At 34.3% G+C, this 26,715-nt stretch carries 27 protein-coding genes; all 27 read left to right on the forward strand.

Going from position 1 to position 26,715, the window contains the following annotated elements; genetic code table 11:
- Positions 1–344 precede the first annotated feature (344 nt).
- The 27 genes from wecB to ACRD7B_RS02235 all read left to right on the forward strand — a co-directional run bounded on the left by wecB (position 345) and on the right by ACRD7B_RS02235 (position 26,695).
- The gene (gene wecB / locus ACRD7B_RS02105) at positions 345–1,463 is read left to right on the forward strand and encodes a non-hydrolyzing UDP-N-acetylglucosamine 2-epimerase (protein ID WP_430822801.1); all 1,119 of its coding nucleotides are present in this window, start codon (positions 345–347) and stop codon (positions 1,461–1,463) included.
- Positions 1,464–1,532: 69 nt separating this feature from the next.
- Complete coding sequence (locus ACRD7B_RS02110) at positions 1,533–1,682, forward strand: four helix bundle protein (RefSeq protein ID WP_430822802.1); 150 nt, start codon at positions 1,533–1,535, stop codon at positions 1,680–1,682.
- Positions 1,679–1,888, forward strand: a complete 210-nt coding sequence (locus ACRD7B_RS02115) for a four helix bundle protein (protein ID WP_430822874.1) — start codon at positions 1,679–1,681, stop codon at positions 1,886–1,888. Before ACRD7B_RS02110 ends, ACRD7B_RS02115 begins: the two co-directional genes overlap by 4 nt.
- Positions 1,889–1,985: 97 nt before the next feature.
- Positions 1,986–3,200 carry a UDP-N-acetyl-D-mannosamine dehydrogenase gene (gene wecC, locus ACRD7B_RS02120; RefSeq protein ID WP_430822803.1) on the forward strand — a complete coding sequence of 405 codons (1,215 nt, stop codon included), beginning with the start codon at positions 1,986–1,988 and terminating at the stop codon, positions 3,198–3,200.
- A 129-nt stretch (positions 3,201–3,329) separates the two neighbouring features.
- Positions 3,330–3,731 (forward strand): sugar 3,4-ketoisomerase, encoded by a 402-nt coding sequence (locus ACRD7B_RS02125; protein WP_430822804.1) that lies wholly within the window; start codon positions 3,330–3,332, stop codon positions 3,729–3,731.
- Positions 3,725–4,150, forward strand: coding sequence for a sugar 3,4-ketoisomerase (locus ACRD7B_RS02130; RefSeq protein ID WP_430822805.1), 426 nt, complete (start codon positions 3,725–3,727; stop codon positions 4,148–4,150). The genes ACRD7B_RS02125 and ACRD7B_RS02130 overlap by 7 nt, the downstream gene beginning before the upstream one ends.
- Positions 4,132–5,070 carry a hypothetical protein gene (locus ACRD7B_RS02135; RefSeq protein WP_430822806.1) on the forward strand — a complete coding sequence of 313 codons (939 nt, stop codon included), beginning with the start codon at positions 4,132–4,134 and terminating at the stop codon, positions 5,068–5,070. The genes ACRD7B_RS02130 and ACRD7B_RS02135 overlap by 19 nt, the downstream gene beginning before the upstream one ends.
- 1 nt (position 5,071) lies before the next feature.
- Positions 5,072–6,001 (forward strand): DegT/DnrJ/EryC1/StrS family aminotransferase, encoded by a 930-nt coding sequence (locus tag ACRD7B_RS02140; protein WP_430822807.1) that lies wholly within the window; start codon positions 5,072–5,074, stop codon positions 5,999–6,001.
- The gene (locus ACRD7B_RS02145; protein WP_430822808.1) at positions 5,994–6,878 is read left to right on the forward strand and encodes a formyltransferase family protein; all 885 of its coding nucleotides are present in this window, start codon (positions 5,994–5,996) and stop codon (positions 6,876–6,878) included. The genes ACRD7B_RS02140 and ACRD7B_RS02145 overlap by 8 nt, the downstream gene beginning before the upstream one ends.
- A gap of 4 nt (positions 6,879–6,882) precedes the next feature.
- Positions 6,883–8,010 carry a DegT/DnrJ/EryC1/StrS family aminotransferase gene (locus tag ACRD7B_RS02150; protein WP_430822810.1) on the forward strand — a complete coding sequence of 376 codons (1,128 nt, stop codon included), beginning with the start codon at positions 6,883–6,885 and terminating at the stop codon, positions 8,008–8,010.
- Complete coding sequence (locus ACRD7B_RS02155; protein WP_430822811.1) at positions 8,010–9,488, forward strand: O-antigen translocase; 1,479 nt, start codon at positions 8,010–8,012, stop codon at positions 9,486–9,488. Before ACRD7B_RS02150 ends, ACRD7B_RS02155 begins: the two co-directional genes overlap by 1 nt.
- Positions 9,489–9,498: 10 nt before the next feature.
- Positions 9,499–10,470, forward strand: a complete 972-nt coding sequence (locus ACRD7B_RS02160) for a glycosyltransferase (RefSeq protein WP_430822812.1) — start codon at positions 9,499–9,501, stop codon at positions 10,468–10,470.
- Positions 10,471–10,502: 32 nt separating this feature from the next.
- Positions 10,503–11,537, forward strand: coding sequence for a glycosyltransferase family 2 protein (locus ACRD7B_RS02165; RefSeq protein WP_430822813.1), 1,035 nt, complete (start codon positions 10,503–10,505; stop codon positions 11,535–11,537).
- Positions 11,538–12,695, forward strand: a complete 1,158-nt coding sequence (locus ACRD7B_RS02170) for a glycosyltransferase (RefSeq protein WP_430822814.1) — start codon at positions 11,538–11,540, stop codon at positions 12,693–12,695.
- A gap of 41 nt (positions 12,696–12,736) precedes the next feature.
- Complete coding sequence (locus ACRD7B_RS02175) at positions 12,737–13,840, forward strand: glycosyltransferase (RefSeq protein WP_430822815.1); 1,104 nt, start codon at positions 12,737–12,739, stop codon at positions 13,838–13,840.
- A 7-nt stretch (positions 13,841–13,847) separates the two neighbouring features.
- On the forward strand, positions 13,848–15,104 hold the full coding sequence (locus ACRD7B_RS02180) for an EpsG family protein (RefSeq protein ID WP_430822816.1): 1,257 nt from the start codon (positions 13,848–13,850) through the stop codon (positions 15,102–15,104).
- An 11-nt stretch (positions 15,105–15,115) separates the two neighbouring features.
- Positions 15,116–16,231 carry a hypothetical protein gene (locus tag ACRD7B_RS02185; RefSeq protein WP_430822817.1) on the forward strand — a complete coding sequence of 372 codons (1,116 nt, stop codon included), beginning with the start codon at positions 15,116–15,118 and terminating at the stop codon, positions 16,229–16,231.
- Positions 16,232–16,317: 86 nt separating this feature from the next.
- On the forward strand, positions 16,318–17,421 hold the full coding sequence (locus tag ACRD7B_RS02190) for a pyridoxal phosphate-dependent aminotransferase (RefSeq protein ID WP_430822819.1): 1,104 nt from the start codon (positions 16,318–16,320) through the stop codon (positions 17,419–17,421).
- Position 17,422: 1 nt separating this feature from the next.
- Positions 17,423–18,103, forward strand: coding sequence for an HAD-IB family hydrolase (locus ACRD7B_RS02195; RefSeq protein ID WP_430822820.1), 681 nt, complete (start codon positions 17,423–17,425; stop codon positions 18,101–18,103).
- Between the two features lie 47 nt (positions 18,104–18,150).
- Positions 18,151–19,101 (forward strand): ATP-grasp fold amidoligase family protein, encoded by a 951-nt coding sequence (locus ACRD7B_RS02200; RefSeq protein ID WP_430822821.1) that lies wholly within the window; start codon positions 18,151–18,153, stop codon positions 19,099–19,101.
- Positions 19,102–19,130: 29 nt separating this feature from the next.
- Positions 19,131–20,228: a glycosyltransferase gene (locus ACRD7B_RS02205; RefSeq protein ID WP_430822822.1), complete on the forward strand. Its 1,098-nt coding sequence runs from the start codon at positions 19,131–19,133 to the stop codon at positions 20,226–20,228.
- Positions 20,225–21,124, forward strand: coding sequence for an NAD-dependent epimerase/dehydratase family protein (locus ACRD7B_RS02210; RefSeq protein ID WP_430822823.1), 900 nt, complete (start codon positions 20,225–20,227; stop codon positions 21,122–21,124). The genes ACRD7B_RS02205 and ACRD7B_RS02210 overlap by 4 nt, the downstream gene beginning before the upstream one ends.
- A gap of 7 nt (positions 21,125–21,131) precedes the next feature.
- Positions 21,132–22,280, forward strand: coding sequence for a glycosyltransferase family 4 protein (locus ACRD7B_RS02215; RefSeq protein ID WP_430822824.1), 1,149 nt, complete (start codon positions 21,132–21,134; stop codon positions 22,278–22,280).
- A 16-nt stretch (positions 22,281–22,296) separates the two neighbouring features.
- Complete coding sequence (locus ACRD7B_RS02220) at positions 22,297–23,448, forward strand: glycosyltransferase family 4 protein (RefSeq protein ID WP_430822825.1); 1,152 nt, start codon at positions 22,297–22,299, stop codon at positions 23,446–23,448.
- A 30-nt stretch (positions 23,449–23,478) separates the two neighbouring features.
- Positions 23,479–24,612: a hypothetical protein gene (locus ACRD7B_RS02225; protein ID WP_430822826.1), complete on the forward strand. Its 1,134-nt coding sequence runs from the start codon at positions 23,479–23,481 to the stop codon at positions 24,610–24,612.
- Between the two features lie 15 nt (positions 24,613–24,627).
- Positions 24,628–25,944, forward strand: coding sequence for a phenylacetate--CoA ligase family protein (locus ACRD7B_RS02230; RefSeq protein ID WP_430822827.1), 1,317 nt, complete (start codon positions 24,628–24,630; stop codon positions 25,942–25,944).
- A 157-nt stretch (positions 25,945–26,101) separates the two neighbouring features.
- Positions 26,102–26,695 (forward strand): sugar transferase, encoded by a 594-nt coding sequence (locus ACRD7B_RS02235; protein ID WP_430822829.1) that lies wholly within the window; start codon positions 26,102–26,104, stop codon positions 26,693–26,695.
- Positions 26,696–26,715: the final 20 nt, after the last annotated feature.

Raw genomic sequence — 26,715 nt, forward strand, 5'->3', positions numbered from 1 at the left:
AAAACATAGTAATTTATTTAGATGTATAGCTTTTACTTGGCCTATATGTTGCAGATGATGAATGTGTCATATTTATGAATGATGTTAATCATGATTAAATAATCATTTGGCAAAAAAAAAGACCTCTTTGTCACAATTAAATTTTAGGAAGCCAAACTAATGTTACTTTCGAAAGACGAAACTCAATTATCTGAAATCACATTTGGACTTAATTCCATTTATGGTTTATGTGACTGAGGAGGCGAAGCTGTATATTAGAGTCGCCATGAGTGAATGAAACTAAAGTTTTTTTAATTCTATTAATTAGATCAATTTCATGCTTGCATGAAAAAAAACTTAACCCAATGAAAAAGGTATTGGTTGTGTTTGGGACTAGGCCAGAAGCTATTAAGATGGCCCCCGTTGTTAAGGCATTTCAAGAGTGTGGTGATGGTTTTCAAATGAAAGTTTGTGTTACTGCGCAGCATCGTGAAATGTTGGATCAAGTATTAGAGTTGTTTAAAATAACGCCAGATTATGATTTAAACCTAATGCGACCGGGGCAAAATCTCTTCACGCTTACGGCAGATATAGTTACCGGTATGAAGCCTGTACTTGAAGAGTTTAAGCCTGACTATGTCTTAGTACACGGTGATACAACAACTTCAACTGCTACTGCCCTTGCTGCATTTTATGCTGGTGCTAAGGTTGGGCATGTTGAAGCAGGCTTGAGAACTTACAATAAACTGGCACCTTTCCCTGAAGAAGTAAACCGACAACTAACAGGTCGTTTGGCTGATTTTCATTTTGCACCTACAACACAATCAAGAGATAATTTATTATCTGAAGGTGTAAAACAGGAAGATATCGTTGTTACTGGTAACACGGTGATAGATGCGCTTTTCGAGAGCATTAAGATTGTTGATAGTTTAGATGAGCATCAAGGCTTGGCTAATCTTAAAAAACAATTTGAGAATGATCGAGATATGGTGTTGGTGACAGGGCACCGTCGTGAAAATTTCGGACAAGGTTTTATTGATATTTGTGAATCGTTGAAATCAATAGCAGAAGGTTTTGACGGTGATATCGTTTATCCAGTACATTTAAATCCCAACGTTCAAAAACCTGTTTATGAATTATTGAAAGATGTATCAAATATTAAATTAATCGATCCACAACCATACGAATGTTTTGTTTGGTTAATGAATAGGGCTAAAATCATTATAACCGATAGTGGAGGAGTACAGGAAGAAGCTCCAAGTCTTGGTAAACCTGTCTTGGTAATGCGCGATACAACAGAACGTCCCGAAGCTGTAGAAGCGGGTACTGTACTTCTTGTTGGGACGGATAAGAATCGCATTGCAAGTGAAGCACTGAGATTATTGAGCGATAAAGATGCTTATTCAGCAATGAGTAAATTGCATAATCCATATGGCGATGGTAAGGCGGCAGGTAGAATTGTGGAATACTTACGTAGCTGTTAAAGGTAGATAGTGGATAGTTAATCGTTGATAGTAGTAGTGTTTGTAATTTCTAACTTAAACAATAGTTTTATGCATGATTATAAAGATCTAAATGTATGGAAAGACTCAATTGATTTTGTTGTTTCGGTTTATGAATTGACAAAGTTGTTCCCTAAAGATGAAATTTACGCATTAACGAGCCAGGTTAAAAAGCAGTTGTTTCAATACCTTCAAATATAGCAGAGGGAGCCAATCGAAATACTAATAAGGAATTTATACAGTTTCTATACATTGCTTTAGGGTCTGCTTCGGAAGTTGAAACCCAATTAATTATTGCCAACCGTTTAGGCTATTTAAACGAAATTGAGAAGGAATTAGAGCAGATAACAGCCATACGAAAAATGATCAATGCACTCATTAGGTCAATTAAAAGAAGAATTAAATAGCTACCATCAAGTATCATGCAATAACGATTTACAATAACCCATCTACCATTCACATTTTACCATACTCCATCCACTAACCATTATAATCTATTATTAAATGAAAAAAAACATAACAGTATCAACCGTAGGACTTGGCTATATAGGGTTGCCAACAAGTGCTTTGGTAGCATCAGGTGGGATCAAAGTTAATGGCATGGATATTAATGCCAAGGTGGTTGAAACCATTAATCAAGGTAAGGTTCATATAGTGGAACCGGATTTAAATAAATATGTAAAAGAAGCTGTTGATAAGGGCTTGCTTAGTGCATCAACTGAAGTAAAAGAAGCTGATGTTTATCTAATAGTGGTTCCAACTCCTTTTAAGGGAAATCACGAGCCAGACATTTCGTTTGTTGAAGCGGCAACGCTTAATGTTTTGCCATTATTGAAAGAAGGGGATTTATTTATTATTGAATCAACTTCACCGATAGGTACAACTGAAAAAATGCGCGATTTGATTTATGCAAGTCGTCCGGAGCTGGAAGGGAAGATTAGTCTTGCTTATTGCCCTGAAAGAGTTTTGCCTGGTAATGTTATGTACGAATTGGTACAAAACGATAGAGTTATTGGTGGTGTAGATGAAGTATCCACACGAAAAGCGATTGAGTTTTATGAGCTATTTGTTAAAGGTCAATTGCATGAAACGAATGCACGTACCGCTGAAATGTGCAAGTTAACTGAGAATGCAAGTCGCGATGTACAAATAGCCTTTGCCAATGAATTATCATTAATTTGTGATAAGGCTGATATTAATGTTTGGAAATTAATTGAACTAGCAAATAAACATCCTCGCGTAAATATTTTACAGCCAGGTTGTGGCGTTGGAGGGCATTGTATTGCTGTAGATCCGTATTTTATTGTGTCGGATTACCCGCGTGAATCGCAGATGATTGGTAAGGCGAGAGAAACGAATAATTATAAAGCTTTTTGGGTAGCTGAAAAAATACAGAATGCGATGCTCAATTTCCAATTAAAGAATGGTAGAACAGCTTCTGTAGCAATTATGGGATTGGCATTTAAACCAAATATTGATGACTTACGTGAGTCGCCAGCCAAATACATTGCGCAAAAAGTGCTTCAAGGTACTAATGATGAGCAAATTTTCTTTGTGGAACCAAATATTGAAGATCATCAGATTTTTAAAATTTCGGATTATAAAGATGCCTATGTGAAGGCTGATATTGTTGCTTTCTTAGTTGCTCATGATGAGTTTAAGGACTTGAAGCCATCTGATGATAAAGAAGTGTTAGATTTTTGCGGGGTTTATAAGTAAGTTTTAAATGTTAAGTTGTGAGTTTTAAGTGATGAATTTTTGTTATGATGACAATGCACATACCATCCACCTTTAACTATCAACCATAGACCATCCACCATTTACCATACACTATTAACTATTAAAAAAATGGAACCAAGCCTTATAGAATTACCAAAATTTTTAGATGAAAGAGGTAATCTATCTTTTATTGAAGAGGATTCTCAATTGCCGTTTAAAATAAAGCGTGTTTATTGGATTTATGATGTGCCTGGTGGACAAATAAGAGGTGGACATGCTTTCAAAGATACTGAAGAGTTGATTGTTGCTATTTCAGGTAGTCTTGATGTGGTTCTTAACGACGGTCAAAAGGAATATCGTTTTCATTTGAATCGTTCGTATAGTGGTATCTATGTCCCGAAAATGATGTGGCGTATGTTGGACAATTTTTCAACTAATTCGTTAGCCATGATTATTTCATCAACAGAATATGATGAAAATGATTATATCCGCAATTTTAATACATTTAAGAAGGAGGCTCAGTCATGTTAAGTTACGTTTCGGATATTCATAATTGCAATGTGCTTGAGTTACCTAAAAATCATAATCCGGCAGGTAATTTAACCGTTATTCAGAATGGCCTTCATTTACCATTTGATGTTAAGCGTGTTTATTATTTATATGATGTACCAGGTGGTTCGGATAGAGGTGGTCATGCACATAAAGGACTGCACCAATTAATTGTAGCAGCTAGTGGTAGTTTTGATGTTGTGTTAGATGATGGAAAACAAAAGAAGATTATCCAGCTAAACAGACCTAACTTTGGTTTAATGGTTATTCCTGGTATTTGGCGTGAGTTAGTAAATTTCTCATCAGGTGCTATTTGCCTTGTATTAGCATCGGAGAAGTATAGTGAGGATGATTATATTCGTGAATACTCAGAATTTGAGAAATGGAAGTCGTTGAAGTAGCTTGTAACGAATTTGAAAATATAGCTGAAAAACCCTTACACGTTTTTCAGAGTGTTGGTTTTAATGAGTTGAATAAGGATAAATGTGATCAATTACATTATTTGTTATTTAAAGAGAGTAAATATAAACTAGCCCTTGTTCTAGGAGTACGAGGTCAGAAAGTGTTTTCTCCTTTTTCAGCGCCTTTTGGAGGATTCTTCCCAATATCCTTTGATACTAAATTAAGTGCTGTTGGTGAAGCTATAAAAGAACTGAGCTTGTGGTTGAAAGAAAAAGATTACAAGGCAATTGATATAACTTTACCACCGGATATTTATCACCCTAGCTTTATTGCTAAGCAAATTAATTGCTTGTGGCGCTATGGTTATGATGCGGTAAATGTTGATTTAAACTATGCTTTTGATCTCAATCAATTTACTGATAGTTACATTGAAGATATTCCGCGTAATGCTCGTAAAAACCTTAAGGTAGGTCTAAAGGCAAATTTGTCTTTACATAAATGTGAAGAAGAAATTGAGAAGAAGGAAGCTTATCAAGTCATTGCTCAGAATAGAAAGGAGAGAGGATTTCCTCTAAGGATGACTTGGGAGCAGGTGAAGACCACAAGTGAATTTATTAAATCTGATTTTTTTCTTTTAAGAGATACAAATGGAATTTCAATTGCTTCGGCAGTTGTTTTTCATGTTACAAAAGAAATTGTACAAGTTATTTATTGGGGCGACTTAGGAGAATTCTCTAAGTTAAAAACCATGAATGTGCTTTCGTTTCGCATCTTTGAATATTATAAAGGGCTCAATTTATCAATCGTTGATATTGGCCCTTCTACAGAAGATTCTGAACCTAATCATGGCTTAGCTGAATTTAAAGAAAGTATTGGGTGTACTGTTAGCCCTAAATATAAATTTAGTCTTCAGATCTAGTATGTTTGTGCTCAATCCCGATCCTTATTGTTTACCTTGCTATAGAATTGGCCCTTTTCAAACAAAGGACATAAGGTTAAATCAATTATTACCGGAAAGTAATTCTATAGATAAATACTTTCATAATCGCCTTGCCAATAAACATTATGAGTACACGCTTAACGGTAGAGAGGCAATACATCTGGCGTTGAGAGCTTATGGTTTAGAAAAGGATGATACGGTTACAATTTTAACCACTAGTGGTAATACTTATATCAGTGGATGTGTTACTTCTGAAATTGAAAAATACTGTCAATGGTCACGCGAAATAAAGGATACCACCAAACTTTTGTTTGTTAATCATGAGTTTGGTTACCCTTTTGAAAATATAACTGAATTAAAGAAATATAACTTGCCAATTATTGAAGATTGTGCAAGTTCTTTCTTTTCTGAGGATAAGGAAGGTGGTATTGGTAACGTTGGTGATTTTGTTATTTATAGTTTTCCAAAAATGTTTAACCTACAGATTGGAGGCTTATTGGTTTGTAATGATAAGAGTAAGAAGTTAAAAGAAAGTGATATTTCTGAAGAAGAAGTAGGTCACGTCAAAAAGGTGTTATCATCTCAAATTATTAATAAAGAAAAAATCATTCGAGATCGCTTGAGTAATTATCAATATTTGAGAAACGAATTTCTAAAATTAGGATTAAAAGAACGTTTTGAGATTAATGAAGGTGTTGTGCCTGGAGTATTTATGTTTAAAGCGACGTATTTAGATCTGAACAGTTTAAAAGTGTATTATAATGTCCATGGTGTTCAATGTAGTGTGTTTTATGGAGAAAACACCTTTTTTATACCAGTGCATCAAGGTTTAGCAAAAGAAGATTTGGATTATTTCGTAACTATTATGAAATCATTTTTGAAATTGAATAAAAAGGAAAGTAATGCTTAAGCTCCTAATCCTTGGTAATGGTCAGCCTGTACAAATGATAATTAATTCTTTTTTAAAGGAGGATATCAAAGTTGTTAATGTTGAGCAGGACAGAACTTTGCCGGATACTCAACAAGACGAGTTTGCTCAATATCTAAGTGATAAAAATATTGGTTTAAATACCTTGAATAATTTGGATGATGCAGATTATGATATCGTGCTATCGATGAATTATAATCGTATCATTCAAGTCGATAAATTTTCAGACAAAATATTAGTCAATCTTCATATGGGACTTTTGCCTATGTATCGAGGCAATAATGCAAATGCTTGGGCTGTCATAAATGGTGAAAAGGAAGTTGGTTACACTTTACATGAGATTTCGGATGTATTAGATGGAGGAGCTATCTATTATAAATACGCTTATAATATTGGAAGTGATCAATCTTATTTTAATGCTAAGAATGCTATTAATCAAGATATAATTGATAATCTGGGGAAAGTTCTTATTGCTATAACTGAAGGTAGTATTCTAGCAGAGGATCAGAAAAGTGCTGAGTTCGTTTATTGTGCAAAGCTTAGGTCATCAGATGGTGTTGTAAAAGATTGGAATGTTGATACAGAATTATTACTTAAGAAGGGATACGTATTTGGTAAACCTTTGGGTACAGGTCTGAAGTTTAGTTTTAAAGGAAAGTCTTACGATATTGGACGAATAGAACCAATACAAGGTTTTGCACAATCCATTGGTGCACCGGGTAGTATTGTTTATATGTTTGACAATAAGATGTGGGTTAAAACGCGAGATACGGCCGTTCAGATATCGGAATTGGAATGTGACTCAGAAGCTGTGGTAATAGCTAAGGATTTTAAAATTGGAATGCGATTAAATAGTTAATGATATGGATGTTAAGTTTCTAGATATACAAAAAATTACAAACAGTTTTCAACCAGAGCTTTCCGACGCAATAAACAGGGTAGTTTCTAAAGGGTGGTTTCTGTTAGGAGAGGAAACGAATAAATTTGAAGCCGAATATGCTAAGTTTATTGGGACTAACCATTGTATTGGCGTTGGAAATGGATTGGATGCATTGCGTTTAATACTTAAAGCATACATCGAACTAGGCGTGATGAGCCAGGGAGATGAAATTATTGTTCCAGCGAATACCTACATCGCATCTTTATTAGCAATTACTGATAACAAATTAAAACCTGTATTAGTTGAGCCTGATGCGGATACCTTTAATATGGATATTTCTCAAATCGAGAAATTAATTACTCCAAAAACAAAGGGTATTATGGTGGTTCATCTGTATGGACAAACCTGTTGGTCAGAGGAACTCGAATTGCTTGCTAATAAATATCAGCTTAAAGTTATTGAAGATAATGCTCAGGCGGTTGGTGCTTTTGAATCCTCAAATATAAAAAGAACAGGTGCATTGGGAGATGCCTCTGGTCATAGTTTTTATCCGGGTAAGAATTTAGGTGCCCTAGGTGATGGTGGAGCTGTAACCACAAATGATGAGCAATTATCAAACATGATTAGAGCTCTGGCTAATTATGGCTCAACTAAAAAGTATGTAAATGACTTTATGGGCTTAAATTCACGTTTAGATGAAATACAAGCGGCGGTTCTTAGAGTTAAACTACAGCGTATTGATATTGATAATCAGTACAGAAGAGAAGTTGCAGAGCGATATGCCAATGAAATAAAACTTGAAGGTGTTCAGTTGCCAAAGCTTGATAATGGTGCTATAAATAACCTACAGCATGTATTCCATTTATTTGTTGTGCGTTATGAAAAACGTGATGAATTACAAGCATATCTTTCAGAGAACGGTATACAAACCTTAATTCATTATCCTATTCCACCACATCGGCAAAATGCGTATAAAGAATTGAGTACTAATGTGTATCCAATTACAGAGGAAATTCACAACGATGTATTAAGTCTACCTATTAGTCAAGTTATGGGCGATATAGATGTCGATAGAGTGATTAGGACTGTAAATGAATTTAAAGCTATTTAATGTCTAAACAGCAATCATCTTATCGTCAAATTTTCAAGGCTACCTCATTGTTTGGCGGTGTTCAGGTGTTTAATATACTTATTGGTATTGTTCGAGTCAAGTTCGTTGCCATATTATTAGGTACTGCTGGTGTAGGAATGATTAGTTTGTTCAATGCCCCCATGCAAATGATAATGTCGATTACCGGACTTGGCATCGCCTTAAGTGCTGTTCGTGATATTTCAGAAGCTAGTGCTAGCGGCGAAAGAAGTCGAATTGCAAAAACTGTTTTGACATTAAGACGATGGTCGTGGTTTACTGGAATATTAGGTGCGCTTGTCACCATTGTTTTGTCACCCAAATTAAGTGAGTGGTCATTTGGTAATCAAGAGTATACCTGGGCATTTATATGGCTTTCAGTAACCATGGTGTTACAGGCCATTAGTAAGGGGCAAAATACATTATTGCAAGGGTCACGTCGATTGAAGGATATGGCCAAATCAGGTGTCATTGGTTCTATTATCGGTTTACTTACTTCACTTCCTCTTTATTATTATTATGGAACAGATGGTATTGTTCCTGCAATGATTATTACTGCAGTGACCGCATTAATTCTATCTTGGTATTTCGCAAGAAAAATTGAGGTGGATAAAGTCAAGATGTCCTATAAAAGCACAGTGAAATCTGGTATGGGCATGGCTAAACTTGGTATGTCAATGACCTTAGCTGGCTTTATCACAGCTTTTTCTGCCTACATATTAAATGCTTTCATTAGTAATATTGGTGGAATTGAGCAAGTTGGTTTGTATGGTGCTGGATGGGGTGTAGTAGGGCAATATACTAGTATTGTTTTTACTGCTATGGCAACGGATTATTTCCCTAGATTATCTGCTATCCAGCAGGACAATGGAGCAGTTAAAGACTTGGTGAAACAACAAAGTGAAACGGCCTTATTAATAATGACACCATTGCTTGCATTGCTGATTGTGTCAATGCCTTTGGCAATTCGTGTTTTATATACCGCGGAGTTTTTGCCAGTGGTTATGTTTGCTAATCTGACAATATTGGGGATGCACTTTAAGACCATTTCCTGGGCAATGGGATATGTTTACTTAGCGAAGGGCGATGGAAAACTTTTCCTTATTATGGAAATAGCAGCGGGCATGATTATTTTAGGATTTAACCTACTGTTTTATTATTATTTTGGCATTAATGGATTAGGTGTTTCATTTATAATTTCTTATTTCATAGGTATGGTAGGCTCATATGTTGTACTTAATAGAAAATACAAATTAAGTTTTCAACGAAGCTTTTATTATAAGTCACTATTGACGTATGTAATTGTAGCTGTTTCTTTCTCAACAGTTTTCATAGAAAATGAATATTTAAGATATGGAACAGGCATTATTGTGTTGATTTGTGCCACACTTTATTCAATTTACAAGCTCAACCAGTTGATGGATTTAAAATCATTGATTTTAAAGAAGTTCAATAAATAAATATAGTTAAATGACCCCATTAGTTTCTGTTATTATCTCGGCCTATAATTCTTCGGGCTTTATTATTGAAACTTTGCAAAGTATCAAAGAACAGTCGTATGAAAATGTAGAACTCATTATTACCGACGACTATTCGACTGATGATACGGTTGAGGTATGCGAAAAATGGATTGAGACTAATGGAGATAGATTCATTAATGCGATTGTTTTAAAATCAGATGTTAATACTGGCGTTTCTGCCAATGCCAATAGAGGATTAAAACAAGCTAAAGGCGATTGGGTAAAATTACTCGGTGCAGATGATACCTTAAAAATAGATTGTCTTAAAGATAATGTTCATTGGGTCGTTACTCATCCAGAGGTAAAAGTATTATTATCTCGGATTGAAATATACATGGATACTTTTGATAAGAATAACCTTATTGAAACAACGCCAGGTATTCCTTATAGTCCTGAAGGTATTCTTGGGGAAAGCAGAAGTGCTGAATCGCAATACAAGATGTTATTGGTCAGCGATAGGATACATTTTACGCCATCAATTTTTTTTAATACTGAAACAGTTAGAAAGGTTGGCGGATTTGATGAGCGATTCCGGTTGTTAGAAGATTATCCTTTATGGTTAAACTTAACAAGAGCAGGATTTAAGATTCACTTCATGGAGAAAATTACTGTTAATTATCGTCGACATAAGAAAGCGATCAATAATACAGGTATTAATTATTTAATAAACCCTAATTATTTTAGATCTGAGGAATTCAGAAAAATATATACCTACCAATATTTACCTTTGGATTTAAGATGTAGTGCGCGATTATTTTGGTTATATTCACAGTTGTTCAGAGCTGAAAAGAATAATAAAAATACAGTGTGGCGTAAAAGAGTATTCTCTTTATTAACATTTTATCTTAATCCATTTACTTATGTGATTTGGTTAAGAAAGAGACTAATACCAAGTGTTCGGCAAAGTGAGTTCTATATATAATTGATTACTATTATTCAATAAATACTGAAAAGATGAAGCGCCTTTCAATTGTTGTTCCTATGTATAATGTTGAACCTTTCGTGGAGAAATGTTTACGTTATCTAGTGGAGCAGGATATTCCGCAAGAGGAGTATGAAATCATTTGTGTTAATGATGGTTCTCCGGATAATAGTAGAGATATTGTATTAAAGTTTAAGGAGAAGTATTCCAATGTCGTGTTACTTGATCAAGAAAATCAAGGGGTTTCTATGGCTAGAAATAATGGTATTGATATAGCAACAGGAAAATACCTGTTATTTATTGATCCTGATGATTATACTGACTCAAATTGCTTTAAAAACATCCTTCAGAAAGCTGATGATAATGATGCTGAGGTCGTACATCTTGGTTTTACAGTTCTCGATGAGTTTGATAAGGAAAAGGCTGCTGTTCATCATGAGGGAATAAGCACTACTGTTGTTGAAGGAATTAAAGCATATTCATTATGCCACGTAGAAGGTAGGCCAGATCCAGATAGAATTTATGGTATTTTAATTAAAAGAGATCTTTTAAATACTTATAAACTTAGGTTTTTGGAAGGCGTACCGTACCTTGAAGATGGTGAATTAATGACTCGTATTTCATGCATTGCAAGTCGTTGTTTATTTATTAAAGGGACATTTTATTGGAGAACAACAAGGCCTGGTTCAGCTACAAATAGTGACTTATTTTATTCAAAAAGAGCAATTGATGGATTTATTAAGTCTGCTTCTAATTTAAGAGTTTTCAGAGAAACATTGTCTTTAAGTGTAGAACAGAGACAATACTTGAATCAGCCTATTGTAAAGTATGTTATTCTTTCTTTGTCAGCTTCGAGTAAATTTACCGATTACAAAACATATAGATATGTTCGTGCCAGTTTGTTGAAAAATAATTTCAATAAATTAGAACTGGAAGGTATAGATAAAACATATAAGAAGTTGGGTGGATTCTTTAACATCTCAATTAGTCTATTACATTGCTATCTTTTGTTTAGACCAATAGGGTTATCTGTAAAAAATATATTAAACAAATTAAAGTTTAAATAATTGAAAATTCTTTTTTGTTATCGGAATTGGATGAACCCCAATAAAGGAGGTGTTCAAAGAGTATCAGATACCTTAGCAAATTATTTTAAGACAAAGGGGCATCAGTTGTACTATCTTACTTTTGAGTATGAGAAAGAAGATAAGTATCAATTTCCTGCAGAGCTTATTCAGCTACCTGACTCAGATTTTTATTCTGAGGTAAATGTGCGTTTTTATCACAAATTACTGGATGATTTATCCATAGATATAATGATAAATCATGATGCAGCAAATGATCGTTCAAGGCTATTTCTGAACACAGGAAGAAGTTCAGTGAAAAAAATATCATTATACCATACTGATCCGCTGCATGAATTAAATCGTAAACCTAATTTAGGCGGACGAATTAATAATGAACTGCTAAGAAATTTAGTTGTCAATAACTTGTCAGGTTTAATACAAAAGTTAAGAATTGGCAAGAAGAAAAAGCAGATCAAAGATTTATTACGAAATAGTGATCGATTAATTGTTTTATCGAAGCAACACAAACAAAGAATCGAGACTGTTCTTAATATAAAAACACCAAAAATTGTGGCCTTATCAAATCCCATAGCGATTCTTAATGTGGAAGGTGAAATACTCAAAAAGAAACAAATTCTGTTCGTTGCGCGCATGGAATTAGTTGTGAAACGGCCTGATAAGATGTTAAAAATATGGTCAAGAATAAATGATAAACATCCCGATTGGGAGCTTATTTTTTTAGGAGATGGACCTGAGAAAGATAAAATGATTGAGTTAGCATCCTCTCTCAATATTAGTAATGTACGATTTGAAGGCTTTGTTTTACCAGCACCTTACTATCAAGAAGCATCAGTATTATGTATGACTTCGGAATATGAAGGATTCCCTTCTGTTTTGGTAGAAGCTATGGAGAAAGAGATGGCGCCAGTAACTTTTAATAATTGGATTTCATTAAAGGATGTGATTGATGATGGTAAAAATGGATTGTTAGCCTCAAGAGATAATCTCGATCAGTTTGCTGAGAAGCTTGATAAATTACTTTCTGAAGATAGCTATAGGAATGAGATAGCTTTAAATGCGAAAGTTTCAGTTGCTAAATTTAAAGTCGAAAACATTGGGCCTCTTTGGGAGCAACTATTCAAAGAACTGGTTAATTAGTAAAAGAACAGATAAAACAAAGAGCTTTAATTAAAAAGTAAATGTCGGATAAAAAGAATATCTTATTAGTTTCAAGTGCATTTTACCCTGAAATATCACCTCGAAGTTTTCGAGCGACAGAATTGGCTAAAGAGTTCTTTAGGCAAGGACATTCAGTAACCGTTATTACTAAGCATAGAGATGCAGATTATTCTGATTTATTGAATGAATATCCTTTTCAATTTAAAATGTGGAAAAAAGTTTCGTTCCCTTCTGTACCTCAATTTGAGTCAAAACCGTTATCTATTATTTCAGCCGTATTAACACGCTTGTTGTTAATGTTTTTTGAATACCCTGGAATTGAAGAAATGTTTAGGGTTAGAAAAATGTTAAAAACAGAGAAGGATTATGATTTGATGATTTCCTTTGCTGTTCCTTATCCTGTTCATTGGGGCGTAGCTTGGAGTCGCAAGAAAAGTCACCGAATTTCGAAAACTTGGGTAGCTGATTGCGGAGATCCATATATGGGCGATGTCCTTGATTCGTTTAGAAAATTGTTTTACTTCAGTTTTCTCGAAAAAGCCTTTTTTCGTAAAGCGGATGCAGTTGCTATTCCTGTAGAAAGCGCAATAGATTCGTATTATAAACAGTTTCATGATAAAATTAAGATTATACCTCAAGGATTCGACTTTGACATTAATAAACCAAAGTCAGAAGTAAACAATAAAGTGCCGCAATTTGCTTATGCGGGAGGCTTTTTAAAAGGCATTCGAGATCCAGAGTTGCTTTTGAGTTTTTTATCTAAGATTGCTAAACCGTTTGTGTTTCATGTTTTCACAAATCAACCTGAGCTTTTGTTACCCTATAAAGAGCGTTTAAAAGATAAGTTGAATATTCGAGCATATATTCCTAGAAGCGAGCTTATGGAAGTGCTTGGGAAAATGGACTTTCTTATAAACTTTGATAATAATACAACAAGGAATGTTCCTAGTAAACTTATTGATTACGCAATAACGGGTAGACCGGTATTAAATATTGATAAGAATTTTCAATTTAATTGTATTGAGAAGTTTATAGAGCAGGATTATTCTAATAAGTTGAAACTTCCCGATATTAACAATTATCATATTAGCAATATATCTCGAAGCTTTTTAGATATCATGTAGTTGACATATGTTAAGTAAGGCAATCAAATACAATACTAATTCTGTAGCGACTGATAATAAGTATTTTTTAATACTTTTTATTGTATGGCCATTTCTGGCCTTTGTATTTGCAATTTTGAACTATAGTAGGCCTATTGCTAAAAAAATAGTCTATTTATTTATGGTATATATCGGCTTAACATTTGTTGTAAATATATTTGCTGATGGTGCTGAATATGCAAGGCGATTGGTGAAGTTCTCATATCTGCCTTTTTCTGATTTTTATCAGATGATTGGAGGAATGTACTCATCGGATACAACTGTTGATATTGTGCAGCCATTAATTACCTTTATTGTAAGTCGATTCACAAGTCATTACAGTGCCTTGTTTGCAGTATTTGCCGCCGTATTTAGCATTGCGCATGTCAAATCAATAAATCTTCTTTACAATCGCTTTAAAGAAAATATGGGATGGCATACATATCTTTTTATGGCTTTCTTTGTTTTTATTTTACCTGTTACTGCTATTAACGGGTTTAGGATGTGGACGGCAATATGGATATTCTTTTATGGTGCTTACTATGTTATTTTATACAAGGATGCTAGGTACTTATTAATTACCTTAAGTGCTTGTCTTGTTCATTTTAGCATGATTTCAGTAAATGCCCTATTGGTAATTTATTATTTTGCAGGTAATCGCAATTCTATTTATTTTTCCTTAGCTGTTCTATCATTCATATTGCCTAGCTTTATGGGGCCTGTTTTTGAAGTTATATCTCAAAAATTAGGTGGTGCATTGGAAACTCGATATGAGATGTATTCTAATGAAGAGTATGCTTCCGGAAGAAGACAAACGATGCAGCAAGCGATATGGTATGTAAGTTTTGGTAGAGACATAATATTCTATTACTTATCCATTGCCATTATGATAGTAGGATATACTTACCGAAATATAGAAATCAAAAAGGAGGATAAAAATCTATATAGTTTTTTATTATTACTGATATCCTTTGTTAATTTTGGTAAAACAATCCCATCCTTTGGAGGAAGGTTTCAAATTCTATTTGTTCTTTTCGGTACACTATATATGTTAATGTATTATATAAAGAAGCCAACGGGTAGAGTATACCCATTAGCTTTGATTGGTGTATTTCCTATGTTGATATTTGCAGCTTTACAGTTTAGAAATGCCGCAGATTGTATAAATGCGTGGATTATTACACCTGGTTTCTGCTTACCGTTATTTGTAACAGAAATATCTTTGTCTGATTTTCTATTTAATTAAAACATCTGTAAATGTTTGTTCTAAATAATACTAAAAAGCATTTACTAAACTTCTCCGGTCATAGATTAAAGAAGAAATATGTCCTCTTTGAATCTGACGATTGGGGTAGTGAGCGAATACCATCAAATGAAAGTGTCGATTTTCTTAGTAAAAAAGGTGTTGATGTAAAAAAGAATCCGTTTAATTATTTGGATTCTTTAGAATCAGATGATGATTTGTCTGCTACTTTTGAGATGCTTAGAAATCATGTTGATCACCTTGGAAATCATCCTGTAATAACTGCTAATAGTGTTGTTGCTAATCCTGATTTTGAGAAGATAAAAGCCTCGGGTTTTAAAGAATATCATTTTGAAAAAAGCACAGATACCTATGCCAATAAAGGTAATGCAAAGAATGCTTTTGAGATCATCAAGCAAGGAATGAAGGAAGGGGTTTATCATCCCCAATTTCATGGTAGAGAACATGTCAATGTAGAGCAGTGGCTTAAAGCTTTGCAATCAGGAAATCAAGTGCTACTTGATGCATTTAATACTGGTGTATTCGGTATTGATTTAGATATTGATTTAACCAACAGGAGCAACTTTATGGCTGCCTTTGATGCACATTCTAATCAAGGTATTGCTTTACATGAAGATATAGTATCGGAAGGCACTTCAATGTTTGAAGAATTATATGGCTTTCGATCAGAATCATTTATTGCACCTTGTTATGTGTGGCATAATTCGCATAACGATGTTTTGTGGAAAAATGGAATAAAATATTTTCAAGGATTACCAGTACAATTATCGCCAGATGCGGTGAAGCAATACAAACGAATATATCATTATCAAGGTCAGAAGAATAAATTAGGTCAACGATATTTTGTACGTAATTGTTTTTTTGAACCATCACTTAAACCCACGTTTAACTGGATTGATGATGTTTTGAATCGTCTTAAGATCATTTTTTTTTGGGGCAAACCAGCTATAATTGGAACACATCGTATTAATTTTGTTGGTAGCTTGAATGAAGATAATCGAAAGGTTAATTTAACTATGCTTGATGAATTAATTAAACGAATGTTAAAGCTCTGGCCTGATATTGAATTTATAACAACTGATAAGTTAGGGAATCTTTATAAAAACTAAATAAGTTGTGTAATTACTATTAAATTAGTGTTGAAATTATACCCCGATAATAATTAACTCGAAGAAAACGGAATAAATAAAATACAATGAGATACGTTAATAAATATTTACGGAACCTTGCACCATATAAATTGGCTTCTCATAAAATTTGGGATGTACCTAAAAGCGAAAGAAGCAATATTTTAAAACTAGATTGGAATGAAGCAACAATTCCACCAAGCCCTCTGGTTCATGAGCGATTGATGGAGTTGATGAATGATCAACCTGATTATAATCTATATCCAAGTTCTTATTGTGAAGAGTTGCACAAAGCTTTTGCTGAATATGCAGGAGTGCCAAAGGGTAACTTACAATACTTTGCTAGCTCTGATGTGTTACACGAGTATATTGCACGTGTTTTTATTAGTGTTGGAGATCCGGTTTTAATTTTAGGGCCTACCTACGATAATTTTCGTTTGACTTGTGAAGCTCAGGGAGGAAAAGTCTACTATAGTGAATATACCAATGATTTTACGCTTTCGGAGAGTCGTTTTGAAAATGATATTTACCGTACCAATCCATCATTGGTTTATATCTGTAATCCTAATAATCCTACAGGCAACTTACTACCACTTGATTATTTAGAGAGGTTGTTGAGTACTTTTACTGAAACATTATTTTTAATTGATGAGGCCTACTTTGAGTTTATTGGTGTAACAGCTAAAGAATTAATATTTAAGTATGATAATATACTTATCTCTAGAACAATGTCGAAGGCATTTGCCTTGGCTTCTTTTAGAGTTGGTTATATGTTGTCTTCTGTTGACAATATCAATACTATTTCTAAAGTTCGTAATCCTAAGAATTTTACAACTTTTGCTCAAGTAGCTGCTATTGCCGCCTTGAATGACGTAAAATACATGTATGATTACGTTAAGGAGGTGAACAAGGCAAAGAAAGAATTTGTACAATTCATTAGCTCTATGAGTCCTTCGTTAGAGACATTTAATGATGCGGGTAACTTTTTGTTGATTCGAGTATCAAGTTTAGTGAATAAAAATGATTTGATAGCACACTTTGAAGCATCGGATATTTTCGTTCGTGATTTTGCACATAGTTCATTGTTACTAGATTGTTTCAGAATTACCATTGGCACACGTGAACAAATGAAACGTGTACAAGGTGTTATCAAGCAATTCCTGAATAAGTAAGATGAACAAAATTGCTTATTTTGATTTTTGCGAGACTTTAGCAAACTTTCAGACGGCCGATGCTTTTGTCGACTTCGTTCGAAAGAAAAGCAATAAGTCTTCAATGAGATTTCTGAATTTCAGTTTGCTTGTGCTCTTAAAACTAAGGTTTAATCTTTTTTTAAATAAGTTTTTTCCGAATGCTGGTGTTATTAAGAAGTTTAAATTAATGCAGTTAAAAGGTGTTTCTTCTGATACACTTAATGAATATGCAAAGGAGTATTACTTAACGCAGATAAAACCAAACTTGATTAGCAAAGTACTTGATGAATTATTAGACCTTCAAAAAAAAGATTATAACATCATTGTTGTTTCAGCAGGGTATGCCGTTTATTTAAAATATTTTACTCAAGAATATAGTATTAAGCATCTTATTGCTACTGAATTGGCTTTTAGTTCGGATGGAAAAAAGTGCTTAGGTAAGATGTTGGGTAAAGATTGTATTTATACCGAAAAAGTTAAACGTATCGAAGCTTATTTTGGTAATGAAGATTTAGATTATTCAGATAGTATTTCTTATTCGGATAGCCCTTCTGATTTACCTATGATGCGATTAACTGAGAAAGCCGTAGTTGTGTCAGAGTCTATGTCACAGAATTGGAGTAAAGAAAATAATTTCCAAGAGATTATCTGGTCAAAGTGATTGGGTAATCAAGGTTTGATAATAATAGAGAAATAAACCATAAAAAGATGAGTGCGAAGTCGTTCTTTAAGAATTTAATAGAAAACAATAGACTGTTTTTTCCATTGTATCTGGGCGTTAAAAATTTGAGACTGTATTTTACAAGTAAACGTTATTCAGATGAAACGTATTTGAAAAAGAAATTTTCTATTTTTCAAGATTATCCATTGGATTTAGAAAACCCACTTACTCTTAATGAGAAATTGCAATGGTTGAAAATTCACGATCGTCAAGAACATTATACGATTCATGCAGATAAGTATGCTGCTCGCGAATACATTGCAGAGAAATTTGGTAAAGAATATCTCATTCCACTTCCATTTCATACAACGAACTACCGTGATTTAAAACCTGAGAACCTACCTGATTATCCAATCGCCATGAAAACAAACCATGGGTTTGGAAATACGGTTATTGTTAGGGATAAGAACAAGGAGGATTGGAAAGAGATTAGACACTACTATCGAAAATGGATGAAGACCAACTATTTTTGGATCGAGAGAGAGTGGCAGTATAAAAATATAGAACCTCGCATTGTAGTAGAGAAGATGCTGTTTGATAAGGATGGTTATGTACCTAATGATTACAAACTAAACTTTGTGGAGGGTAAACTTGAGTTTATTTATGTGTCGGTTGATCGTGAGGGCTCAAATAAGCGAAATATTTATGATGCCAACTGGAAACAGATGGATTTCACATGGGCTCGCAAAGGGAAGGATTTATCTGATATTACAGGCGAAGATATTGATCCACCAGCGACCCTGGATAAGATGATTGAATTTGGTAAAGAAGTTGCCAAATTATATAAATATGTTCGTGTAGACTTTTATGATGTGGATGGGGTGCTCTACTTCGGTGAAATTACACAATGCCATGGAGGAGGTTTTGATCAATTATTGCCATACGAAATGGATTTGAGTTTTGGAGAGAAGATTGATTTATCTACAATTAAGTCCTAAAGAACTTTATTTATTCATCGAGTACAATCATGAGTAATAAACGAATTTGTTTAGTTATCCCATCTCTTCAAGCTGGAGGGATGGAACGTGTTATGTCGGAATTGGCGGCGATTTTTTCAGCTAAACCAAATGTTGAAGTACACTTGATTTTGTATGGAATAACACGTGAAATGTTTTTCTCTGTTCCTGATAACATTACAATACATAAACCGGCGTTTGAATTTAATAACAAGAAACGTTTTTTCAGTACTGTAAAAACATTGTTTTTTTTAAGAAAGAAAGTTAAGCAATTAGGCCCTGATACCTTATTGAGTTTTGGTGAGTATTGGAATAACTTCTTTTTACTATCACTACTCGGATTAAACTACAAAACCTACGTTTCGGATCGGAGCCAACCAGATAAGAGTCTTGGGAAGTTGCACGATGCTTTACGTCATTGGTTGTATCCTAAAGCTACAGGTGTAATACTGCAAACGGAACGAGGGAAAGATATTTTTCTTAAGCACACCTTACATGACAACATTGCTGTTATTGGTAATCCGATTCGAGAAATAAAAATGGCGGAACCAGAGTTGCAAAGAGATAAAGTTGTTGTAATGGTTGGGCGCTTAATCAAAAGTAAAAATCAAGATCGCTTGATTCAGATTTTTGCAAAAATAGCTAATCCCGATTGGAAATTAATGTTGGTTGGATACGATCATTTGAAGCAAAACAATATGGATCGTTTGAAACAATTAGCAAGTGATTTAAATATCGCGGAGCAAGTAATTTTTACGGGAAAGCAGAATAACATTGATGAAATTTTAAATAAGAGCTCAATTTTCGCTTTTACATCAAGCTCCGAGGGTTTTCCAAATGTGATTGGAGAAGCTATGTCTTCTGGTTTGCCAGTAATAGCCTACGACTGTAATGCCGGACCAGCTGAAATGATTAATGATGGAAATAATGGTTTTCTGATTCCTCTTTTTAATGACGATTTGTTTGAGACGAACTTGTCAAAATTGATGGATGATGCCACCATGCGAGCTGAATTTGGTGTCCAAGGGCAGAGTGATATTAAAGCTTTCTCCAAAGAACACATAGGAGAGCGCTTCTATAATTTCATAACTCAAAAACATAACAGATGAAGGTAGTTGTTATTGGTTCAAAAGGGTTTATTGGTCAACATTTGGTAAAACACTTTAAAAGTAATGGGCATTCTGTTTGGGGAGCGGATGTAGTTGTTGATTATGCAGAAGCGGATACTTATTTTTTAATAGATGCTTCTAATTCTGATTTTAATAATGTTTTTCAGAATAACGAATTTGACTTGTGTGTAAATTGCTCCGGAGCAGCAAGTGTACCTGATTCGATAAAAAATCCGATGCGAGATTATTATCTAAATACAGTTAATGTATTTAATATTCTCTCAGCGATAAATAAGTATCAATCGGCATGTCAATTTATCAACCTTGGTAGCGCTGCCGTATATGGTAATCCACAACAATTACCTATAAAGGAAAGTGATCCTACAGGCCCACTATCTCCATACGGAATTCATAAGCACCAAGCTGAACAAATATGTGAAGAGTTCCATCGGTTTTTTGGGATAAAGACGTGTTCATTACGAATCTTCTCTGTTTATGGAACGGGCTTAATGAAACAGTTATTCTGGGATTTGAATAAAAAGACAGAAACTAAAGGGTCCATTGAATTATTTGGTACTGGAGAGGAGTCTCGCGATTTTATTCATGTAGATGATTTAGTAAGAGCCATTGAATTAGTTGCTAAGAACACAAGTTTTGAAGCTGAGATTATTAATATAGCAAATGGCGTAGAAGTCAAAATAAAAGATGCTGTTGGTATTTTCTTTGGCTTTTATAATGAAAAAGTAGATTATCGTTTTTCAGGCTCAAATCGTAAAGGAGATCCGTTAAACTGGCGAGCCGATATATCTCGTTTACAAGAGTTAGGTTACAAACCTGAAGTTGATATCAATGATGGTTTAAAGGATTATTATAAATGGGTAAAAAGCATTAACTAAGTATAAAATGACAAATCAAGCCGGAGATAAAAGAGTCAAATTAGGACTGTTATTCGACTTCCAAGCTACCTGGATGGGTGGCATTACATATGTAATTAATCTAGTAAAGACTTTAAATTACTTAGACGATAAGGATAAACCTGAAGTCGTGTTCTTTTATACAAGCGAATTAGAGAAACATCTAGGAGATATAAAGTATCCATATATAACATTTGTAAAAAAGACGACTCCATCCATTATCAAAGGATTTTGGAAATCATGGATGAGTCGAAAAAACTTATTTGTCGACGATCTCATCGAGGAACATGAACTTGATGCGGTTTATCCTAATCGAAATTACCCGATTAAAACACGTACTAAGGCTAAGGTTATTGCTTGGTATGCAGATTTACAGCACAAGTATTATCCTGAATTTTTCACGAAAGAAACCTTAATTCATCGAGCTATTCGTCTATTTTTTATGTTGCGAAACACATCGGATTTAGTTGTCTCGAGTCAAGCTGTTAAAGATGATTTTTCGAAGTTTTACAAACTGAAGAAACGTTTAAAAATACATGTTTATCATTTTGTTACCATAAATGAAGATTTTGAAGAAGTAAGCAAAGAAGTGCTTAATTCTAAGTACAATTGTCCCGATGAGTATTTTATGGTATGCAATCAATTTCACACGCATAAAAACCATAAAGCCGTTTTATTAGCCTTGGCAGAGTTGAAGAAGAGAGGTGTTAAAAAGCACATCGTCTTTACAGGAAGTTTTCCTCAGAATAAGCAATCACCTTATATCGCCGAATTATTGAGGATAATAGAAGAAAACCAATTGGAAGATCAAATAAGTATGTTGAAGCTTATTCCTCGACAAGATCAAATTCAATTGATGAAAAATAGTCAAGCCATTATTCAGCCTAGTCTTTTTGAAGGGTGGAGTACGGTTATTGAGGATGCCAGATCGTTGCAGGTGCCAGTTGTAGCATCAAATATTCCTGTCAATATTGAACAAGTGGGTGAATTTGCTAAGTTCTTTAACGCTGAAAAATATATGGAGTTAGCTGACATCTTAGTAGAAATGCCAAAGAGGGATATGCAAGCAAAGATTTATGAAGACTACGGACAGAGAATAAAAGTTGAGGCTGAAAACTTCTTGAAAGTTTTCAATTAAGAATCCTATTTGAGAAATGAAGAAGAAAATTGTATTAGTTAATCAAGATTCGGGTTACCTGTCTATTGATATTGCCAATGCCTTTGCCAAAGGGTATGATGAAATAGTTTTGATGACAGGCTATCTTGTGAGTATGGATTCGGAACTTAGTGAAAAAATAAAGGTTCATAACCTATATAAATACAACCGTAAGAGTACATTGACAAGAGCCATATCATGGATTTTTGCAACAATACAGGTGTTCTTTAATGTGCTAACAAAGTATCGTAAATATGAGCTGTTTTTTTCCACTAATCCACCAACAATAGTTTTCCTATTAGCTTTTCTAAAGAAAAGATGTTTTTCGTTATTGGTTTTAGATTTATACCCAGATGCAATACACATGGGTAATTTCACAAAGAATGATAATTTTATCATTAAATTTTGGACATCGGTTAATCGGAAGTATTTAAAGTATGCCAAATCGTTGGTTACTTTAACTTCAGGAATGGCTGATAGTTTAAGTAATTATGTTGATAAAGAGAAAATTAAAGTCATTCCAGCTTGGTCTTCAGGCTTCAATTTACCCGATTATTCTACTAAGGATAATCCATTCGTTGTGAAATATGGGTTTCAAGATAAGTTTATCGTTATGTATTCTGGTAATTTGGGCAAAGAGCATGAAGTTGAAGCTTTGGTCGATTTAGCTGAGCAATTGAAGGATAACAATGATATAATGATAGTAATTGCGGGACAAGGCTGGAAATACAAGATGCTAAATGAGGAAATTGAACAGAGGAAATTGAACAATTGTCAGTTACTTCCGAAACAATCAGTTGAGTTATTTTTGGCAGGTTTGGCTGCGACTAATTTAGGCGTGGTATCGCTTTCTCAATCTTTAGCTAACGTTTCAATACCAAGTAAAACATTTAATTTGTTAGGTGCGGGTACTCCTATTCTTTGCATCGGTGGTAAAGATTCAGATTTATCTCGTTTGCTTGAATCAAGTAAAACTGGCGATGCTTTTACTTCGAATCATATTAACGAGATGGCAGCTTTTGTTCAGAATCTGAAAGACGATAAAAACCTATATGCTGAGTATTGTGAAAATGCCATTCAAGAAGCTAAGAAATTTACTTCAGCAAATGCCGATCAAATAAGAGAGGCGCACATGAGCGCATCAAAATAATAATAGAATATTCTAATACATCAAATGTCCATGATTAATACGCTCAAAACTAATGTCCAACTTCACCTTAAAAACCTGCTAGGTTGGAAGACTAATCGTAAAATACTTGTACTAGCGGTTGATGATTATGGAAATGTTAGAGTAGACTCAAAAGAAGCAAGGGAACGCATGGATCAAGCTGGTTTGGAAGTGCCATTAAGGTTTGATGCTTATGATGCGATGGAAAATCGTGAAGATTTAGAAATACTATACGAAACCCTTGACTCTGTTAAAGGTAAAAATGGGGAGCATGCCAAAGTAACAGCTTTCTCGGTACCATGCAATATTGACTATGATAGAATGGTCGAGGAGGATTATCAAGAATACAGATATGAATTGCTACCGCAGACTTTTAAAAAGTTAGCAGACCGTGACGATAAGGCCTATTCAGGGACTTGGGATTTATGGAAAAAGGGAATGGATGAAGGTTATCTTATGCCTCAATTTCACGGCAGAGAGCATATTAGCTTGAAAGTATTAAATGAGAAGTTGGCAAAACGTGATCCTGAAATATTGACGGTTTTAAAGAATCGTTCTTACACAAGTATCTCAAGCACGGGTTATGCCACAATCGACTGGAGTGCAGCTTTTGATTTTTGGAAATTAGAAGAAACCTTAAACTTTGGACCTATTATCGAGGATGGTTTAAATGCCTTTGAGAAAGTATTTGGATTTCGCTCAGTCTACTTTAACGCCCCCGGGCAGCCAGAGCATAGTTCGCTTCATCAGCATCTTCATAGAAATGGAATAAAATACCTTGATACACCATTCATCAAGAATGAACACCTTGGAGAAGGACAGTTTAGAAAAGAGATTAATTACATCGGCAAGAAGAATAAATTAGGGATGATCTATAACATCCGGAATGTGCTTTTTGAACCATGTGAAGATCGAGGGTTTGATTGGGTAAATTATACACTAAAGCAGATTGAAGTGGCCTTTCGAATGAAGCATCCTGCTGTTATAAGTTCACACCGGGTTAATTATTGTGGACATATCTCAGTCGAAAACCGTAAAAAAGGATTATCTGATCTTAAGCGTTTACTGAAGGAAGTGAAAAAACGTTGGCCGGATATTGAATTCATGAATTCGGTTGAGTTAATGGATCTTGTGAGTCAGAAATAAAGTAATTAATTACGAATGGCAGGTATAGGAGATAAAGTTAGAGCATTAGCCTTTTGGCAAATGGACTTGTTAAAAGGAGGTAAGTTACGATCGCACTTTAATGATGTGCAACAGCAGGTTGAGCATTATTCAGGTACTAAATCAAATCAACAGCATGGAGCTTACTTAAAAACACTACTCAAGCATGTATGCGAGAGTGTTCCATATTATAATGGTATTGAAAGCACTACATTAACTGATTTTCCGGTAGTAAATAAATTATTGATTCGTGATAATGATGCGCAATTCGTAAGTTCTAATGAGTCCTATCAAGAATTTAAAAGTGTTGTAACCAGTGGTTCAACAGGTACTCCATTTTCGATAAAACAAGATCTTCGTAAAAGCATTCGTAATACCAGTGATACCATTTATTTTGGTAAGCTCGCTGGTTTTGATATTGGTCAGAAGTTGTTCTATTTCAAAATCTGGAATAAAGTCAATCAAAAGGGCAGTCTACTGCAGAAGATGCAAAATATAGTTCCGATTGATGTATCCATACTTGATGATGAGACTTTGCCACAAATTGTAAAAGCATTACAAAAGGATAAAAGTGCAAAAGCTCTTTTGGCCTATTCGTCGGTTTATGATGCTATCGCATTTTATATGCAAAAGAATGAATTAAAGCCACTAAATCACAATGTGAAAGCAATCATCGCAATGTCTGAGGCTTTTAGCAAGGCTAGTAGAGAATTGATTTCAAAATATCTAAATGCCAATGCCGTTTCACGTTATTCTAACATGGAAAATGGCATTATTGCTCAACAATTAAATGATGGTTCTGATGAGTTTTTAATAAACAATGCTAGTTACCATGTCGAAATTCTAGATTTGGATTCTGATAAACCTGTTGCATATGGAGAAGCTGGTCGGATAGTCATTACTGATTTGTTCAACTTTTGCATGCCTCTAATTCGTTACGATACTGGCGATATAGGTGTACTTGATCAAAAAGAAGTGTTTGGTGATATTAGACCGGTATTTAAAAGTATTGAAGGTAGAAAGATGGATTTGATTTACGATACTTCTGGTTCTCTGATGTCTTCTTACATTGTAACAAATAACCTGTGGAAATACAAAGAGGTAAAACAATATCAGTTTATTCAGAATTCTGAAACAGACTATAAGTTTCTTTTAAATCTTGACGGTGAATTTAGTCGAGCTGAAGAATTAAAGGAAGAATTTGCAGCCTATTTAGGGGAAGGCGCCAAAGTTGAGATTGAGTATGTTGATGAAATTCCGGTATTATCATCAGGTAAGAGAAAAAAAGTATTAAATAACTTTACTAATAAATAAGTTCATGGCGAGTGCGTTTGCTAGCGCGCCCATGTGACTAATAAAATATTTACACATGAAACGACCATGTAAATTTGATTATCTAAATTTTCACACAGAAGGATGATAAAATTTACTTGAGAGTTCCATATGGCAAATGAAAGTAAATTAGAATTATATGAAACGACTACTTGATTTAGTTGTAGTATTGCTTGGATTGACAGTTGTATTGCCTGTTTCATTAATAACGGCGGTGTTTGTTTTGATCTATCATGGAAAACCTGTATTGTTTTCACAGGTTCGACCAGGTAAAGATGCCAAGCCTTTTAATATGTATAAATTTAGGTCAATGACGAATGCGACCGATCCAAACGGTAAGCTTTTACCCAATGCTCAACGTATGACAAAATTCGGTGCTTTTCTGAGAAGTTCGAGTTTGGATGAATTACCAGGTTTGTACAATGTCTTAATTGGAAAGATGAGCCTTGTGGGACCACGACCTTTGTTGATGGATTATTTGCCATTGTACAACGATTTTCAGAATAAACGTCATGAAGTCTTACCTGGTATTACAGGTTGGGCACAAGTTAATGGTCGTAACGCAATATCTTGGGACGATAAATTTAAGTTGGATGTTTGGTATGTTGAGAACCGAAGTTTTTGGCTCGATATTAAAATATTATTCTTAACCTTTTTTAAAGTGTTCAAGCGCGAAGGAATTTCGCATGAAGGGGATGTGGCTATGCCACGTTTTACTGGTAGTAAAAACTAATATCTTAAAATAGATACAAT

Source organism: Carboxylicivirga fragile (assembly GCF_050589805.1).
GTDB classification, from domain to species: domain Bacteria; phylum Bacteroidota; class Bacteroidia; order Bacteroidales; family Marinilabiliaceae; genus Carboxylicivirga; species Carboxylicivirga fragile.

What these genes read in the sequence shown, in the direction of transcription:
- ACRD7B_RS02190 (WP_430822819.1), top strand. Translation starts at nt 16,318, where the DNA reads ATGAGATACGTTAATAAATATTTACGGAACCTTGCACCATATAAATTG.
- ACRD7B_RS02180 (WP_430822816.1), top strand. Translation starts at nt 13,848, where the DNA reads ATGTTAAGTAAGGCAATCAAATACAATACTAATTCTGTAGCGACTGAT.
- ACRD7B_RS02155 (WP_430822811.1), top strand. Translation starts at nt 8,010, where the DNA reads ATGTCTAAACAGCAATCATCTTATCGTCAAATTTTCAAGGCTACCTCA.
- ACRD7B_RS02125 (WP_430822804.1), top strand. Translation starts at nt 3,330, where the DNA reads ATGGAACCAAGCCTTATAGAATTACCAAAATTTTTAGATGAAAGAGGT.
- ACRD7B_RS02210 (WP_430822823.1), top strand. Translation starts at nt 20,225, where the DNA reads ATGAAGGTAGTTGTTATTGGTTCAAAAGGGTTTATTGGTCAACATTTG.
- ACRD7B_RS02140 (WP_430822807.1), top strand. Translation starts at nt 5,072, where the DNA reads ATGTTTGTGCTCAATCCCGATCCTTATTGTTTACCTTGCTATAGAATT.
- ACRD7B_RS02220 (WP_430822825.1), top strand. Translation starts at nt 22,297, where the DNA reads ATGAAGAAGAAAATTGTATTAGTTAATCAAGATTCGGGTTACCTGTCT.
- ACRD7B_RS02185 (WP_430822817.1), top strand. Translation starts at nt 15,116, where the DNA reads ATGTTTGTTCTAAATAATACTAAAAAGCATTTACTAAACTTCTCCGGT.
- ACRD7B_RS02205 (WP_430822822.1), top strand. Translation starts at nt 19,131, where the DNA reads ATGAGTAATAAACGAATTTGTTTAGTTATCCCATCTCTTCAAGCTGGA.
- ACRD7B_RS02225 (WP_430822826.1), top strand. Translation starts at nt 23,479, where the DNA reads ATGATTAATACGCTCAAAACTAATGTCCAACTTCACCTTAAAAACCTG.
- ACRD7B_RS02215 (WP_430822824.1), top strand. Translation starts at nt 21,132, where the DNA reads ATGACAAATCAAGCCGGAGATAAAAGAGTCAAATTAGGACTGTTATTC.
- ACRD7B_RS02165 (WP_430822813.1), top strand. Translation starts at nt 10,503, where the DNA reads ATGAAGCGCCTTTCAATTGTTGTTCCTATGTATAATGTTGAACCTTTC.
- ACRD7B_RS02150 (WP_430822810.1), top strand. Translation starts at nt 6,883, where the DNA reads ATGGATGTTAAGTTTCTAGATATACAAAAAATTACAAACAGTTTTCAA.
- ACRD7B_RS02110 (WP_430822802.1), top strand. Translation starts at nt 1,533, where the DNA reads ATGCATGATTATAAAGATCTAAATGTATGGAAAGACTCAATTGATTTT.
- ACRD7B_RS02230 (WP_430822827.1), top strand. Translation starts at nt 24,628, where the DNA reads ATGGCAGGTATAGGAGATAAAGTTAGAGCATTAGCCTTTTGGCAAATG.
- ACRD7B_RS02130 (WP_430822805.1), top strand. Translation starts at nt 3,725, where the DNA reads ATGTTAAGTTACGTTTCGGATATTCATAATTGCAATGTGCTTGAGTTA.
- ACRD7B_RS02200 (WP_430822821.1), top strand. Translation starts at nt 18,151, where the DNA reads ATGAGTGCGAAGTCGTTCTTTAAGAATTTAATAGAAAACAATAGACTG.
- ACRD7B_RS02195 (WP_430822820.1), top strand. Translation starts at nt 17,423, where the DNA reads ATGAACAAAATTGCTTATTTTGATTTTTGCGAGACTTTAGCAAACTTT.
- ACRD7B_RS02135 (WP_430822806.1), top strand. Translation starts at nt 4,132, where the DNA reads ATGGAAGTCGTTGAAGTAGCTTGTAACGAATTTGAAAATATAGCTGAA.
- ACRD7B_RS02175 (WP_430822815.1), top strand. Translation starts at nt 12,737, where the DNA reads ATGTCGGATAAAAAGAATATCTTATTAGTTTCAAGTGCATTTTACCCT.
- ACRD7B_RS02160 (WP_430822812.1), top strand. Translation starts at nt 9,499, where the DNA reads ATGACCCCATTAGTTTCTGTTATTATCTCGGCCTATAATTCTTCGGGC.
- wecC (WP_430822803.1), top strand. Translation starts at nt 1,986, where the DNA reads ATGAAAAAAAACATAACAGTATCAACCGTAGGACTTGGCTATATAGGG.
- wecB (WP_430822801.1), top strand. Translation starts at nt 345, where the DNA reads ATGAAAAAGGTATTGGTTGTGTTTGGGACTAGGCCAGAAGCTATTAAG.
- ACRD7B_RS02145 (WP_430822808.1), top strand. Translation starts at nt 5,994, where the DNA reads ATGCTTAAGCTCCTAATCCTTGGTAATGGTCAGCCTGTACAAATGATA.
- ACRD7B_RS02235 (WP_430822829.1), top strand. Translation starts at nt 26,102, where the DNA reads ATGAAACGACTACTTGATTTAGTTGTAGTATTGCTTGGATTGACAGTT.